This is a genomic window from Rhodococcus sp. KRD197 (genome assembly GCF_017168235.1).
In the GTDB taxonomy this organism is placed as follows: domain Bacteria; phylum Actinomycetota; class Actinomycetes; order Mycobacteriales; family Mycobacteriaceae; genus Rhodococcoides.
On record NZ_JABFAO010000015.1, the window covers coordinates 39,645 to 54,017 of the forward strand.

Genomic DNA, 14,373 nt, shown 5'->3' on the forward strand with positions numbered 1-14,373 from the left:
TGGGGGAATCAGTTCGCGTTGTAAGCGTCGATAGCATCCTGCAACGCATCGAACGCGTCACCCAATCGACCGAGATCGCCGCTCTGCTGCGCCGTCCGTACCTCCGCCAATGCGTCGTTCAGCTCCTGCACCTCGGCCGCCGTCGCGAGCGGCGCCTGCGGCGTCGGTGCGGTGTTCGGAGTACCCACGGAAGCTTCGCCGGTGTTGCCTTCCGCCTCGACAGCTTCACCGGAGTCGGTGCTCGGCTGCGGATCTGCAGCATCGCCACCCGGTGCGGTCGCGGCTGTACCGGTGCCCGAACCGAACACCTGATCGAGCGCTTCCGACAATCGCGCCGCGTAACCGACACGAACACCGCCGTCCGACCCGGGTTCCCGGTAACTCACGAGAACACGTGTGAGCTGCGGGAAGGTCGATGTAGATGTTGTGTTTCGCTCCGTGTAGAGCGGCTCGACGTACAGAATCCCGCCGTCTGCGATGGGTAGCGTCAGGAGGTTGCCGTACTGAATGTTGTTCGACTGCTGCAACAGCGTCCTGTCCGAGGCAACTCGCGCGTCCGAGGTCATCGAGTTCTGAGCCTGCTGCGGGCCCTGCGTCTGCGTGTCGGTCGGCAACTGCAGAATCGTGAACTTTCCATAGTTTTCCGGATCCGAACGGACCGAGATGTACGAGGCCAGCAGTTCACGGTTGAACCCGACCATTGCGCTGGTGAGTCGGAACGACGGTTCACCCGTTTCCGGATCACCGATCAGCACGTAGTAAGGAGGCTGGTTCAGCTCGGTACCACCGTCGACTGTCGGGTCGCTCGGAACCGACCAGAACGCATTGTTGGTGAAGAACTCGTTCGGGTCGTCGACGTGGTACTTGGCCAGCATCTCGCGCTGAACCTTGAACAGATCCTCCGGGTAACGGAAGTGCGAACGAAGCTCGTCGGAGATCTCGGACTCGGGCTGAACCGAATCCGGGAATACACCCATCCAGGCCTTCAAGACCGGATCGGTCTCGTCCACCTGGTAGAGCTTCACCGAGCCGTCGTACGCATCGACGGTCGCCTTGACCGAGTTACGAATGTAAGAAACCTCGTCGCGGGGAAGTGGACGCCCCGTCGTCGGCTCGATGCTGTCGACGGTGAGTCCATCGAGCGATGCACGCTGGGCGTACGGGTAGTTCTCGAGCGTGGTGTAGCCGTCGACGATCCACACGATCTTGCCGTCGACCACGGCCGGGTAGGAGTCGGTGTCGGTGGTCAACCACGGCGCCACCTTCTGCACACGTTCGCGCGGATCACGGTCGAACAGGATCTTCGACTCGCTGCCGATTGCACCCGAGAACAAGATGTTCCGCTCCCCGTACTTGGCAGCGAAAGCGAGTCGGTTGATCCAGTTACCGACGGACACACCACCGGATCCGGTGTAGGTGTACCTGGACGCGTCGGTGTCGTACTCGCGATCACCGGCGCCGGAAGCACCGACGATGGCGTAGTCCGGGTCGGCCTGCGCGATGACCTCTCCGTAGTAGATACGAGGCTGATCGACCGGGATGACCTGTTCCGACCCCTGCGACGATATGTCGCTGACGGTGTAGATCGGGTAGCCGCTGTTGCTGCTGGCCCCTTCGGCGGTCGGATCCTCCACCGCGGCGTTGACCCGGTTGGCGGGTGCGGCCACGAACCCATTGCCGTGGGTGTACACGGTATGGCGGTTGATCCAGTCGGTCTGGTTGCCGGTCAAGCTTTCGGGCGAGAGCTCGCGGGCTGCGACGATGTAGTCCTGCAGCTGGCCGTCGATCTCGTACCGATCGATGTCGAGGGTGGCCGGGAACCCGAAGAAGTTCTTCAACTGTTGTTGCTGAGTGAACGTGCGCGAGAGGACATTGGGGTCCAGCAGCCGGGTGTTGGCGATGGTCGTGATGTCAGCTTGGCTCTCGCGAGGGTTCTGCGAACCCTCACCGGAATACGCCTCGTATTCGACGACATCGTCGCCGATACCGTACGCATCCCTGGTGGCGTCGATGTTGCGCTCGATGTACGCGCGCTCCTTCTCCGCAGCGTTCGGCCGAACCGAAAACTGCTCCATGAGCAGCGGGAAGACCGCACCGACCAGGATCGAGGACAGCACGAGCAGTGCGGTAGCGAGCGCGGGAACCCGGAGATCGCGCAGGAAGATCGCCGCGAAAAACGCTGCGGCACAGATCACAGCGATGGCCAACAGGATCAGCTTGGCGGGAAGCACTGCGTTGATGTCGGTGAAGCCGGCGCCGCTGAATGTCGGTTCCTTGCGCGTGCTGGAGAGCAGCGTGTACCGATCGAACCAGTAGGCAACGGCCTTGAACAGCACGAACGTCCCGGCTATGACCGCCAGCTGGATACGCGCGGCGCGCGTGAACGCGCCCTCGCGTCCGGCGAGTCGAATCCCACCGAATACGTAGTGCGTCACCAGGTTGGCGAAGAAAGCGAACAACAACGCCACGAACAGCCAGTTCAGAACGAACCGATAGAACGGCAAGTCGAACGAGTAGAAGCCTATGTCGAGGCCGAATTGCGGGTCGGTGATGCCGAAGTCACCACCGTTGAGGAAAAGCTGCACCGTAACCCAGTTCGCTTGCGCGATCAGCCCGGACAGTACGCCGAGGGCTACCGGAATTCCGATTCCGAACAGGCGCAACCTGCTCATCACTGTCGTGCGATACCGAGCGATCGGATCGTTCGGCCCTGCAACGGGTACGAACACGGGACGGTTGCGGTAGGCCAGCAGAAGCGCCAGGAAGACGATGCCTCCGACAATCGATCCGACGAGGAGGAAGAGTGCGACTCGGGTCAGCACGGTGGTCGTGTACACCTGACGGAAGTCGACTTCGCCGAACCAAAGCCAATTCGTATAAGTGTCGATGAGGCGGGGACCGACGAGCAAGAGCGCTGCGAAGATCAAGGCCAGTACAAGTAAAATCCGTCCACGCCGCGATAGCGACGGTAGACCGGTGGGGGCCCTCATGCCCACGTGCCACACTCCAACTTCGGGCGATACCCAAGGGCATCGCTGATGGTTTCGCGGTACACCGTGCGCACCGCGTGTCCGATTTTGACCCCACTGTACGGAACGGGTCGACAGCCTGCCGACCCCCGTCGACTCAGGACCTACCGGGCGCGATCGAACCGGTGAACGGTGGGAAGATGTCAGGGTGAACGATTTCAACGACGACCTGTTCGGCGACGGTGCCGACTCGATTGACGACGACGTGAGCACCGGAGGATTCGGTGAAGCACTGGCGCGATGCGCGCGGGAAGTCGCCGACTTCGTCGACGGCGAGGGGTGGGGCCAGCGGCCTCAGCTCTTCGCCCTCGTACCCACGTCCGTGTTGGCTGCGGCCGAACCGGCGTTGCTCGAGGAGCTGACGGATGGATCGGCGCTGACGCCGATCCAGCAGCACAACCTGCCCGAGGACATCACCGGCGGATCACGCGCACTCGACGAATTCCTGGCGACGACCAGTTGGCCCGAGGGGGTTGTCGGCTGCGCTCTCGTTCAGGAGATCGTCATCCTGCCGCCCGCGGCCGAAACCGATCTCGACGACGCACTCATCCCACTTCTCGCGGACAGGGACGCCGCCGACGACGCAGCTCGACACGCTGCACACTCGCATCCCGACCGCAAGGACGGAAGACTGATCGCCGCCGTGGTCAAGGACGGGCCTTCGCTGACCCTTCTGCAGATGCAACCCGAGGGCGACGAGGATCCTTTCGCCCCCATCGAATTGCTGCTCTACGACAATCTTGCACCGGGAATCGTGCACGCCTTGTACACGACTTTCGATGTCGTGGACGACGACTGAGCTGGTCAACAGGTAGGGGGGCTCTGGCCTGCGCCGATCGCCTCGAGCGAATCGATGGCACTGTCGAGCGAATCCACCCTTACCAAGCGCAGCCCGTCCTGAGCGTTCTGCACAGCTTCGCTGCAGTTCTGCGAAGGAACCAGAAAGGTCGTGGCACCTGCCTCGCGTGCCGCGATCAGTTTGTACGGTATCCCGCCGATGGGTCCGACCGTGCCGGCCGAATCGATCGTTCCCGTACCCGCAACGAAGTCGCCGTTGCTCAGCTCACCAGGGCTGAGTTTGTCCACCACAGCCAAGCTGAACATCAACCCCGCCGACGGTCCCCCGACGTCCGCAAGGTTGAAGGTGACCGTGAACGGCACATCGGGCTCCTCCGCTGGTGTGACACCGAGGTAGCCGCTCTCGGCGTCATCGGGTCGCGCTCCCAGGACGACCGACTCCGTTCTGACGACGCCGTCCGCGTCGACAACGATCTCGACGGTGTCACCCGGTGAGCGGGCGCTGATCGTCTCGCGAACACCGGTGACCGTGTCCACCGACTCACCCGCCACCGAGACCAGGCGCTCACCCTCGTTCAGCAATCCAGCCGCAGGTCCGTCGGGCGCCACAGCTCCGATCACGAGCGCGATCGGCAGGCCCAGATGGTGAAGCGCGGCCAGCTCGGCGCTGCTCTCGGACTGCTCGAAGTCGGCTTGGTTGCTCTCCTGGACCTCCTCCTTCGTCTGGTTCGGTGGATACACCTCCTCGCGCGGAACGAGACCCTGCCGACCGGTGGCCCAGAAGCCGAAGGCCTCGAAGATGTTCAACTGGTCGCGGACTGCCACGGTGGTCATGTTCAGATGACCCGTCGTCGGGTCCACATCGACGCCGTCGATCTGCACGACAGGCTCGCCGTCGGCGTCACCGAGCGTGTTGTACGTCGGCCCGGGACCCAAGGCCGCGAAAGGCACAGTGATCACAGTGCCGACCACGCCGAGTACGACTACGGGCGCGAGGGCGGCAACCAATGTGGCAATCCTACGATTCACCCGACAAACATTAGAACCGTCGTCTGTGCGGTACATGTGAGACCCCTCCCGAAGGCATCGTCACGGTCACCGACTGTTCGCCATCAGCGTGATCACCAGCGTGCTCTTTCGTGCTGAAGCCTTGTACCGTTGACGTATGAGCAATTTTGGGTTCAACAGCTCCGACGAGGATCCGGACAAGAAAAAGGATCAGGGCGGAGACGGCACGCCCGGCGGGTTCGGATTCGGTGGCGAGGGCTTCGACCCTGCCGCTCTGGGTCAGATGCTCACCCAATTCGGCCAGATGCTCAGTGGAATGGGCGCACCCGGGGCGGGCGGCGCGTCTGCGGGTCCGGTCAACTACGACTTGGCCAAACAATTGGCGAGACAGCAAATCGGCAGTGTGTCCCCCATCGGGGCGGGCAAGGCCGAGGCCGTGTCCGAGGCCGCGCATCTCGCCGAGCTGTGGCTCGACGGCGCGACCACCCTCCCAGCCGGTGCGTCGAAGACAGCAGCGTGGACGCCGGTCGATTGGCTCGACAACACGATCGACACCTGGAAGCGCCTGTGTGATCCGGTAGCGGAACAGATTTCCGGTATGTGGACCGCGGGGCTCCCCGCAGAAGCGCAGCAAATGGCCGGACCCATGATGGGAATGCTGACGCAGATGGGCGGGATGGCATTCGGCTCACAACTGGGCCAGGCTCTCGGGCAACTGTCGAAGGAAGTTCTGACCTCCACCGACATCGGGATCCCTTTGGGGCCGAGCGGTGTATCGGCGTTGCTTCCCGAATCGATCGCGGCGTTCACCGAGGGTCTCGAGCAGCCCGAACGCGAGGTTCTGGTGTTCTTGGCCGCACGCGAAGCTGCGCATCAGCGCCTGTACAGCCATGTGCCGTGGCTTCGCCAGCGCGTCCTCGCGACAGTCGAAGAGTATGCGCGCGGGATTCGTATGGACTTCTCGGCCATCGAGGAGGCAGCCGCCGGCCTCGATCCGGCATCGCTGACCGATCCGTCGAAGATCGAGGAAATCCTGCAGCAAGGCGCTTTCGAACCACAGACCACGCCCGAGCAGAAGCAGGCGCTCGAGCGTTTGGAGACGCTGCTCGCACTCGTCGAGGGCTGGGTCGAGACAGTCGTCGCCGAAGCTCTCGGAGACCGCCTGCCCGGAGCGGGCGCGCTCGGCGAGACCATTCGACGACGACGCGCGTCCGGTGGGCCCGCAGAACAGACCTTCGCCACCCTGGTGGGGTTGGAGCTTCGTCCTCGCAAGGTTCGCGAGGCGGGTGAACTGTGGCGGCGTTTGAGTGCCGCAGCCGGCGTCGACGGGCGCGACGGAGTCTGGGAACACCCCGATCTCCTCCCTGTCTCGGCCGACCTGGACGACCCAGCCGGATTCATCGACGGCATCGTCGGCGGCGGAACGAGCAGCTTCGACGACCCGATCGCTCAGCTGGAGGCGACCGAAGCGCAGGAACGCTCGGAGCGCGAAGCCGGCGAGAACGAGGACGGCGAGAACGACGGCGGTACCAAGGACAGTGGTTCCGCGGGGTAGTCGGTCCCACCGAAGGGGGCGTTGCGAAGTTTTTCGGATCACCCCGATTTCTGCACCGAAAGCCCTGCTCGACGCCGGTGTGAGCCTGTGGATAACCCCACCCGATCTGTCGGTGGTTTCCTGACCGAGGTGGCACCCTCGCGACATGTCCACATTGCCCCTGCGTAGACCCAGGCTCCACGCCCCGATTTTCGTCCAACGCGACGGAACCGCGCGGCTCGGCTGGCATCCCGAACGGTCCTTCGTCGTCACACCGCCACCCGGCATCGAACCCGAAGCCCTACTGGACCTCCTCCGACGCCTCGACGGCGTGCATTCCCGCGCGCACATGATCTGGTACGCGGGCACCATCGGGCTGTCCGCGAACGCGATGTCGACGATGTTGGCGGAACTCGGAGAATCGGGCCTGTTGAGCGAGGGCACTGCGCGCGCATCGACCGAAAGGGCCGACGAGACCGCTGTGGTCACCACGGTGCACGTGCTGGGGCGAGGACCGATCGCCGACGCGGTTGTGGCCGGCCTGGCCGCGTCCCCTCTGACAGTGATCGAGCGCCCCGGGGCCGCGGCGTCACGGACAACGGGACCCGACGATGATCGAAGCAGGTGCGATATCGCACTGCTCACCGACGATATGGCTCCTGATCCCGCCGTGGTCACCCGACTGGTTCGCACCCGCACGCCGCATCTGCAGGTTCGACTTCGCGATGGTCGCGGCATTGTCGGACCGTTTGTGCTCCCCGGCGTCAGCAGCTGCCTGCGGTGCGCGGACCTCTTCCGTTGCAGTGCCGACCCGCAATGGCCGCACGTGTCGGCTCAGCTCCTCGGACGTGTCGGCGAGGCAGACAGACCCACGGTTCTCGCCGCTGCAGCAATCGCGCTGGCCCAGATCGAGGCCTTCGCGGACGGCCGTCGCGCTCCGTTGCAGGACACGACAGTCGAGATCGATTTGAACGACAGTTCCGTCTCCCGTCGAACATGGTCGCGGCACCCACGATGCGACTGCTCGCTGTTGTGACGCGCCGAGCAGGGCTCTCACCAGCGCTGTAGGCAAGATAGCGCTCCGTCCGACATGATGGAGCCGTGCCAGATATTCCTCGCCGGGGCTCCGCCCGTACTGCCAAGCTCGCTCGCATCCCGATCGGCATCGCCGGCCGTGCAGCCGTCGGCTTCGGAAAGAAGCTGGCGGGCGGAAACCGCGGCGAGATCGACTCCGACCTCGCCGCCAAGGCTGCCGAGCAACTGTTCTCTGTTCTCGGCGAACTCAAGGGCGGGGCAATGAAGTTCGGACAGGCCCTGTCCGTCATGGAAGCGGCCGTGCCCGAGGAATTCGCCGAGCCTTACCGGGAGGCACTGACCAAACTCCAGGCCGATGCGCCGCCCCTGCCCGCAGCCAAAGTTCATCGCGTGCTCGACCATCAACTCGGCACCGAGTGGCGGTCTCGTTTCGCCTCGTTCGAGGATGTACCTGTTGCGTCGGCAAGTATCGGCCAGGTACACCGCGCTGTGTGGGCAGACGGCCGGGAGGTGGCTGTCAAGGTGCAGTACCCAGGCGCCGACGACGCTTTGCGTGCGGACCTGAAGACGATGTCTCGCTTCGCGAGCACGTTCAGCGCAATTTTCACCGGCGCGGATGTCAAACCGGTGCTCGACGAGTTGATCGCACGCACCGAGGACGAGTTGGACTACCGCATCGAGGCGGGCAATCAACGTGCCTTCGCTGCGGCCTTCGACGGTGACCCGCAGTTCGCTGTGCCACGTGTCGTCGCGAGCGCACCCAAAGTGCTGGTCACCGAGTGGATGACGGGTGCGCCGCTGTCGTCGATCATCGCCGATGGCACCCCGGAGCAGCGGAACGCAGCAGGCGAACTACTGGTGTTGTTCGCGTTCGCTTCGCCGGCGCGGGCACGGTTGCTGCACGCCGATCCACATCCGGGAAACTTCATGTTGTTGGCCGATGGACGCCTCGGCGTCATCGATTTCGGTGCGACAGCCCCGATGCCGAACGGTCTGCCGCCGGTGCTCGGCCGCATGGTTCGTCTGGCACGGGACGAGCGTTTCGACGAACTCGTCGAACTGTGCACCGATAGTGGGTTCGTCATTCCCGGCCGGAAAGTCAGTGCGCAGGAAATCTCGGACTACCTGCGCCCGTTCACCGATCCCATCAGAACCGATTCTTTCCATTTCACTCGATCATGGCTCCAGAAGGCTGCCGGAACCGCGACCGAGTTCGACAGTGCACAGTTCCGCACTGCCCGAGCTTTGAACATGCCCGCGGAGTACATCATGATCTTCCGTGTCCTCGGCGGGTTGGTCGGCATCTGCGCTCAGTTGGATGCGTATGCGCCGTACATGGCGATCCTCACAGAATGGATGCCCGGCTTCGACAGCGAAGTCTGATCAACTTCGGCTGGGAAGCCGGGCATCGGCGATCGGTTCACGCGACCTGTGGTTGCTTGCGGGGACGACCGCGCGGTCGCTTCCGTGCGACGACGACTCCCTGATCGAATATTTCGCCGCCCCACACTCCCCACGGTTCGGCACGATCGAGTGCTGTGCTCAAACATGCGCGACGAATCGGGCACTCGGTACACAGCGCCTTCGCGCGTTCGAGTTCGCCAGGACTGTCGGCGAACCAGAGGTCGGGATCGGCGACGCGGCAGGGCACGCGAAGTCCCGAGATACGCGAGAAACGGGAGCGTTCGTTCACGATGTGATCGTCGATCGGGTGGCTAGCAGCGTCGATGCGTTCGGATTCGCCTTCGGGTCGGCATGTCGTCCGGATCGTGACGGGTGACACGTCGGTCTCCTCTACTTTTCGTGCGGCTTGTTTACAGTTGGCTGGAAATTCTGCGAACCAAGTGAGCCGAACGTTCGAGCGGAGGGGACTCCTCGAACGAAAATGGCCACGGTCCGCGTATGCGGGTCCGTGGCCTTGTTGGCGAATCGAGTCTCTCTATCGAGACTTCTCTCGATATCGAATTTCGATCACGGACTTCATTCGTGGGCGGCGGTGACGCGCTGACAAGCCGAGAGCACCGGCGGGCGCCTGGGCGGCTGGTGCCTGAGTAGCGAGGGCAGCAATTGCCTTGTGCGCGCAGGGCTTAACGGCCACTGCTGCTGCGGTGCCGGGGAGCCAGGTGGAGGCGTCGACGACCTTCGCGGTGTGCGCATCGTTCTGCGTTCCAGCTTCGAAAATGTAGTTCGTCATCGTTCTCCACCTCCTGTTCTGATCTCGATCTCGGACAATATGGACCACAGCGGATCACAGCGTAGGAACACGCGGCTTCACTCGAGCGGTGAAAACAGACTAAACCTCTGCGCCGAAACAGCACAAGTTATTTTCTACCTGCGGTTTCTTGCTCGGCATCGAGTGTCGGTCAGGTAGCCGACGATTCCCGGACGACCGTCAACACGTCTGCGCCGAAACGCTCTAGCTTCTTTGCGCCGATACCAGGAATAGCGACCAGACCGCGGTCGTCCTGGGGTTGCTGTTCGGCAATCGCGGTCAGCGTCGTGTCACTGAAGACCACGTATGCCGGAACTTTCAGCTCGCGTGATTTCTCCAACCGCCACGACTTCAACGCATCGAGCAGTGCTTCGTCCACATCGCTCGGATGAGATTCACACCGCCCCAGCATGGTTGCGCCGGTGCCGATCAACGGCTTTGCGCACAATCTGCACTTCGGCCCGGACTTCTTCGTCGGCGTCGCGGCAATACGTGACGCCGGCGAATCCTCGGGTATCAACCCGTTGAGGAATCGGGACCTGCGCCGCGACTTGCGCCCACCCGCGTTCCGAGCCAGCGCCCATGACAGATGCAGGTGTTCGCGGGCTCGGGTGACCCCGACGTACAGCAGTCGACGCTCCTCCTCTATCGCGGCGTCGTTGTTCGCGCTCGGATCGTTGCCCAGGGCATGCGAGATCGGGAGAGTCCCGTCGGCCAAGCCGACGAGAAAGACTGCATCCCATTCCAATCCCTTGGCTGCGTGCAGTGAAGCCAAGGTGACGCCCTGGACCACCGGTGGGTGGCGAGCCTCGGCCCGTGCGGCGAGCTCGCCGAGCAGCCGGTCGAGGTCGAGATCGGAGTCCTGTACGAGCAACTCTTCGGTGACTTGAACCAGTCCGCCTAGGGAGGCCCACTTTTCACGTGCTTGCGCGCCGGCCGGTTCGGTTGCGGTCAATCCCAATGGGGCCAGCACCGCTCGAACCAGAGAGGGCAACCCCTCCCCCTGCTTCGATTCTTCAGGGAGATCGTCCCGGCCCGAGGCCGTTCGCAAGGCCGAGATACCCTGTCGCACTTCGGATCTGTTGAAGAATCCCTCCCCGCCGCGAACCTGGTACGGGATCTGCATCTCTGTCATCGCCTGCTCGTGTACCTCGGACTGCGCGTTGATGCGATACAGCACGGCAATTTCCGAGGGGGCGGTCCCTTTGGCGATCAACCGCTTGATCGCCCGAGCGACACCGTCGGCCTCGGCCGGCTCGTCGTCGTACTCGAAGAACTCCGGCTCCGGACCGGGGGCCCGTTGCCCGATGAGCTGCAGGCGCGTCCCAGCGATGCGGCCACGTGCCGCGCCGATCACCCTGTTCGCGAGCGAGACGACCTCGGGTGTGGATCGATAGTCTCGCTCGAGCCGCACCACGGTTGCGTCGGGAAACCGTCTGGAGAAGTCGAGCAAGTAACGAGGGGTCGCGCCGGTGAAGGAGTAGATGGTCTGATTGGCATCTCCCACGACCGTCAGATCGTCACGTTCACCCAACCAGGCATCGAGCACCCGCTGCTGCAACGGTGTGACGTCCTGGTATTCGTCGACGACGAAGCAGCGGTACCGCTCCCGGAACTCGTCGGCGACCGCGGAGTGCTCCTCGAGCGCGGCCGCTGTGTGCAGAAGCAGATCGTCGAAGTCGAGGAGGATTCCCTCGCCACCACGGTTCTTGAGATCCTCGTATCCCGCGTACACGGACGCTACTTTGGCCGCATCCATCGGCACCTCGCGGCGCAGCCGCGCGGTCACCGTCGGGTAATCCTCGGGCGCGACGAGCGAACCCTTGGCCCATTCGATCTCACCGGCCAGGTCGCGGACCGAATCGGTGGACGTCGACACACCGGCTCGGTGCGCGGCTTGGCTGACGAGGGCAAACTTGCGATCCAGCAGCTGCCAGCTCGTATCGCCGACGACCTGGGGCCAGAAATACTTGAGCTGTCTCAGGGCTGCGGCGTGAAATGTTCGGGCCTGCACGGGTGGACCGTCGCTACCTACGCCGAGTTCACGAAGTCGCCCACGCATCTCACCGGCAGCTCGCGCCGTGAAGGTCACGGCCAAGACCTGCCCCGAGGAAACATGGCCGGCGGAGACGAGGTGCGCAATACGCCTGGTGATCGTGCGCGTCTTTCCCGTTCCGGCGCCCGCCAACACACACACCGGTCCGCGTGGCGCCGCGACCGCGGCAGATTGTTCGGGATCCAAACCGTCGATCATCGAATCCACAGACATGGCGTCCATCATGTCAGGAGCCTCCGACAGTCCTCGATTGCGTCCGCAGGAGGCTCGATAGCGGTCGCGACCTCCGACCGGAACAATGGACCGACACACAGTGTTGAATCGAGCCATGACGTCCACAGAAAACAACACCGCCGCGGAGAGCCCAACGGCCCTCACGATCTACTCGACAACGTGGTGTGGTTACTGCCGTCGGCTCAAGACGCAGCTCGACGAAGCCGGGATCGGCTATTCGGAAATCGATATCGAACAGGACCCGAAATCGGCCGACTTCGTCGGCAGCGTCAACGGCGGCAACCACGTGGTCCCCACGGTCCTCTACGCCGACGGATCGACAGCGACGAATCCCACCCTCGCGGCGGTCCAGCGAGCGCTCGGCGTCTAGCTCGGGCTCGATCAGCCGGTGTTCGCGGCCCACGCCTCGAGCATGCCGCGCGCGATCGAGATCGATCCGGGTAGTAACAGCCTCGCCGGAGAATCGGACGCCCAGTCCCCCAGTTCCAGGGCGCCTCGCACCTCGGCGCGGTCGAACCAGTGCGCTTCGGCGATCTCACCGTCGAGGAACTGCAGCGGCACCTCTGGATCGGCGACGGCTGCGAAGCCGATCATCACCGATCGAGGGAACGGCCACGGCTGACTGCCGAGATAGGTGATGTCGGACACAGTAACTCCGACTTCTTCCTTAATCTCGCGACGAACGGACGACTCCAGCGACTCACCTGCCTCCACGAACCCGGCGAGTACGGAGAAGCGACGCTCCGGCCACGAGGGCGCGCGAGCGAGCAAGACACGGTCGGCGCCATCATGGACGAGGCAGATCACTGCCGGGTCGGTCCGCGGGAACTCTTCGTGTCCGTTGGATGTGCTCGTCCTGGACCACCCCGCGGCCGACGGAGTAGTCGCTGCACCGTCGAGTGCGCTGAAGCTCGCCGACGCATGCCAGTTGAGGATCGCGAGTGCACTGGTCAGAACTGACAGCTCGTTCTCGCCGAGCTGATCACCCGCCATCCGCAGATCGACGATCTCTCCGGCCAACGCGCCAACGCGCTGCGCCCACAGGTGCCGGTCGCCGTCGATTCCGAGGAACACTGCATCGAGGGCTGGTTCGGCCGAGACGTCCGTCGCCGGGACATACACGAGTCCGGATTCGTCGATACGCATCCGGCCGCGATGATCGACCTGCAGAATTTTGGCGGTGGACCAGCCGGCCCTGAGGGCCTCTGTGTTCTTGCGCAGCTCCTCGGCCCGATCGAGCGGAGAACGCGAAAGCAGGGGTGCTCGTTCGAGCTGAAAGCGTGGCACGACCCGACCCTACTGCCATGACCCGGCCGCGCTCAGGTCACTCCCCGACGCGGCGGATGTAGAGAAGTCGGTCGTCGGCCTCGACGGCATCGACCTCGGGAGCACCGATTCGGAAGAGCTTTCCGCCACGGACGACGCCCAACACGATATCGGTGAGGTGCCGCGGCGATCCGCCGACCTCGTCGCGTTCGACTTCCCGCTCGGCGATGGCGAATCCCGCCTCGGGGGTGAGCAAGTCCTCGATCATCTCCACGACGGACGGAGTGGAGGTGGCGATACCCAGGAGGCGGCCTGCTGTCTCCGAGGAGACTACGACGGAATCGGCTCCCGATTGTCGGAGCAGGTGCGTGTTCTCTGCCTCGCGGATCGCTGCGACGATCTTCGCTTTCGGAGCGATCTCCCGCGCGGTCAGGGTGACGAGCACGGCGGTGTCGTCTCGATTGGTGGCAACGATGATGGCCGCCGCGTGCTGAGCACCGGTCAACCTCAGCACATCGGACTTGGTGGCGGACCCGTGCACCGTCACCAACCCCATGCTCGATGCCGTGTCGAGCACAGCCTGATCGGTGTCGACCACGACGATCTCCGACGCTGGCACGCCGTCGCCGATCATCGCATCGACTGCGGTACGGCCTTTGGTTCCGAAGCCGATGACCACGGTGTGATTGCGCACGCGGCGCCTCCATCGCTGAATTTTGAATGCCTGCCGGGACCGCTCGGTGAGAACAGCGAGCGTGGTACCGACCAGCAAGATGAGGAAAAAGATTCGAAGTGGCGTGATGACCAGGATGTTGACCAACCTGGCAGAAGGCGTGACCGGGGCTATGTCTCCGTAGCCGGTCGTCGACAACGACACGGTTGCGTAGTACAGAGCATCGAGCATCGACACCCCGTCGCCCTGGGAATCCGAGTAGCCGTCCCTGTCGATGTAAACGACGGCCGCAGCCAGAAACAGTGCGCCCAGCGCAATGAGCACGCGACGATAAATTGCACGCCAGGGGCTGCTCTGGAGCTCGGGGACGCGAAGGACGCCGACGAGCGCGAAGTCGGGCCTGTCCGTCAACGTGTCACCGTTGTTCAGACGAGTCCGCAATCTACCGGCCACCTCGTCTACTCCCCTTTTCCATCGTCCACGGCTGGCAGCGTATCCCGGTTCGCTGCAATCGTGACGCCGTGGCCC

The 14,373-nt window shown here is 63.8% G+C and carries 12 protein-coding genes; 5 read left to right on the top strand and 7 right to left on the bottom strand.

Going from position 1 to position 14,373, the window contains the following annotated elements:
• Nucleotides 1–8: 8 nt before the first annotated feature.
• Entirely contained in the window at nucleotides 9–2,996 is a 2,988-nt protein-coding gene (locus J1M86_RS21030; protein WP_206511234.1) for a UPF0182 family protein, read from the bottom strand.
• Nucleotides 2,997–3,234: 238 nt separating this feature from the next.
• Between J1M86_RS21030 and J1M86_RS21035 the strand changes: the two genes are divergently transcribed.
• On the top strand, nucleotides 3,235–3,828 hold the full coding sequence (locus J1M86_RS21035) for a PPA1309 family protein (protein ID WP_187346808.1): 594 nt from the start codon (nucleotides 3,235–3,237) through the stop codon (nucleotides 3,826–3,828).
• A 5-nt stretch (nucleotides 3,829–3,833) separates the two neighbouring features.
• Here the strand turns inward: J1M86_RS21035 and J1M86_RS21040 are convergent, their stop codons facing one another.
• On the bottom strand, nucleotides 3,834–4,856 hold the full coding sequence (locus tag J1M86_RS21040) for a PDZ domain-containing protein (RefSeq protein ID WP_206511235.1): 1,023 nt from the start codon (nucleotides 4,854–4,856) through the stop codon (nucleotides 3,834–3,836).
• A gap of 136 nt (nucleotides 4,857–4,992) precedes the next feature.
• Here J1M86_RS21040 and J1M86_RS21045 point away from each other — a divergent pair, with 136 nt between their 5' ends.
• The 3 genes from J1M86_RS21045 (at nucleotide 4,993) to J1M86_RS21055 (ending at nucleotide 8,787) form a co-directional block, all read left to right on the top strand.
• Nucleotides 4,993–6,390, top strand: coding sequence for a zinc-dependent metalloprotease (locus tag J1M86_RS21045; protein WP_206511236.1), 1,398 nt, complete (start codon nucleotides 4,993–4,995; stop codon nucleotides 6,388–6,390).
• A gap of 145 nt (nucleotides 6,391–6,535) precedes the next feature.
• Nucleotides 6,536–7,405 carry a TOMM precursor leader peptide-binding protein gene (locus J1M86_RS21050; RefSeq protein ID WP_206511237.1) on the top strand — a complete coding sequence of 290 codons (870 nt, stop codon included), beginning with the start codon at nucleotides 6,536–6,538 and terminating at the stop codon, nucleotides 7,403–7,405.
• Between the two features lie 65 nt (nucleotides 7,406–7,470).
• Nucleotides 7,471–8,787, top strand: a complete 1,317-nt coding sequence (locus tag J1M86_RS21055; protein WP_206511238.1) for an AarF/ABC1/UbiB kinase family protein — start codon at nucleotides 7,471–7,473, stop codon at nucleotides 8,785–8,787.
• Nucleotides 8,788–8,824: 37 nt separating this feature from the next.
• Here the strand turns inward: J1M86_RS21055 and J1M86_RS21060 are convergent, their stop codons facing one another.
• From J1M86_RS21060 to J1M86_RS21070, 3 genes are all read right to left on the bottom strand, one after another.
• Nucleotides 8,825–9,112 (bottom strand): WhiB family transcriptional regulator, encoded by a 288-nt coding sequence (locus J1M86_RS21060; RefSeq protein ID WP_269418006.1) that lies wholly within the window; start codon nucleotides 9,110–9,112, stop codon nucleotides 8,825–8,827.
• Nucleotides 9,113–9,343: 231 nt separating this feature from the next.
• Entirely contained in the window at nucleotides 9,344–9,598 is a 255-nt protein-coding gene (locus tag J1M86_RS21065; protein WP_206511239.1) for a hypothetical protein, read from the bottom strand.
• Between the two features lie 169 nt (nucleotides 9,599–9,767).
• Nucleotides 9,768–11,894, bottom strand: coding sequence for an ATP-dependent DNA helicase UvrD2 (locus J1M86_RS21070; protein ID WP_269418005.1), 2,127 nt, complete (start codon nucleotides 11,892–11,894; stop codon nucleotides 9,768–9,770).
• A gap of 106 nt (nucleotides 11,895–12,000) precedes the next feature.
• Here J1M86_RS21070 and J1M86_RS21075 point away from each other — a divergent pair, with 106 nt between their 5' ends.
• Entirely contained in the window at nucleotides 12,001–12,276 is a 276-nt protein-coding gene (locus J1M86_RS21075) for a mycoredoxin (protein WP_206511241.1), read from the top strand.
• Between the two features lie 11 nt (nucleotides 12,277–12,287).
• Here the strand turns inward: J1M86_RS21075 and nudC are convergent, their stop codons facing one another.
• Both nudC and J1M86_RS21085 read right to left on the bottom strand, forming a co-directional pair.
• Nucleotides 12,288–13,193 (bottom strand): NAD(+) diphosphatase, encoded by a 906-nt coding sequence (nudC, locus tag J1M86_RS21080; RefSeq protein ID WP_206511242.1) that lies wholly within the window; start codon nucleotides 13,191–13,193, stop codon nucleotides 12,288–12,290.
• Nucleotides 13,194–13,230: 37 nt separating this feature from the next.
• The gene (locus tag J1M86_RS21085) at nucleotides 13,231–14,298 is read right to left on the bottom strand and encodes a TrkA family potassium uptake protein (protein WP_075840184.1); all 1,068 of its coding nucleotides are present in this window, start codon (nucleotides 14,296–14,298) and stop codon (nucleotides 13,231–13,233) included.
• Nucleotides 14,299–14,373 lie beyond the last annotated feature (75 nt).

Excerpts from the sequence above, each read along its gene's own strand:
- J1M86_RS21045 (WP_206511236.1), top strand. The coding sequence starts at position 4,993 with ATGAGCAATTTTGGGTTCAACAGCTCCGACGAGGATCCGGACAAGAAA.
- J1M86_RS21050 (WP_206511237.1), top strand. The coding sequence starts at position 6,536 with ATGTCCACATTGCCCCTGCGTAGACCCAGGCTCCACGCCCCGATTTTC.
- J1M86_RS21065 (WP_206511239.1), bottom strand. The coding sequence starts at position 9,598 with ATGACGAACTACATTTTCGAAGCTGGAACGCAGAACGATGCGCACACC.
- J1M86_RS21070 (WP_269418005.1), bottom strand. The coding sequence starts at position 11,894 with ATGGACGCCATGTCTGTGGATTCGATGATCGACGGTTTGGATCCCGAA.
- J1M86_RS21075 (WP_206511241.1), top strand. The coding sequence starts at position 12,001 with ATGACGTCCACAGAAAACAACACCGCCGCGGAGAGCCCAACGGCCCTC.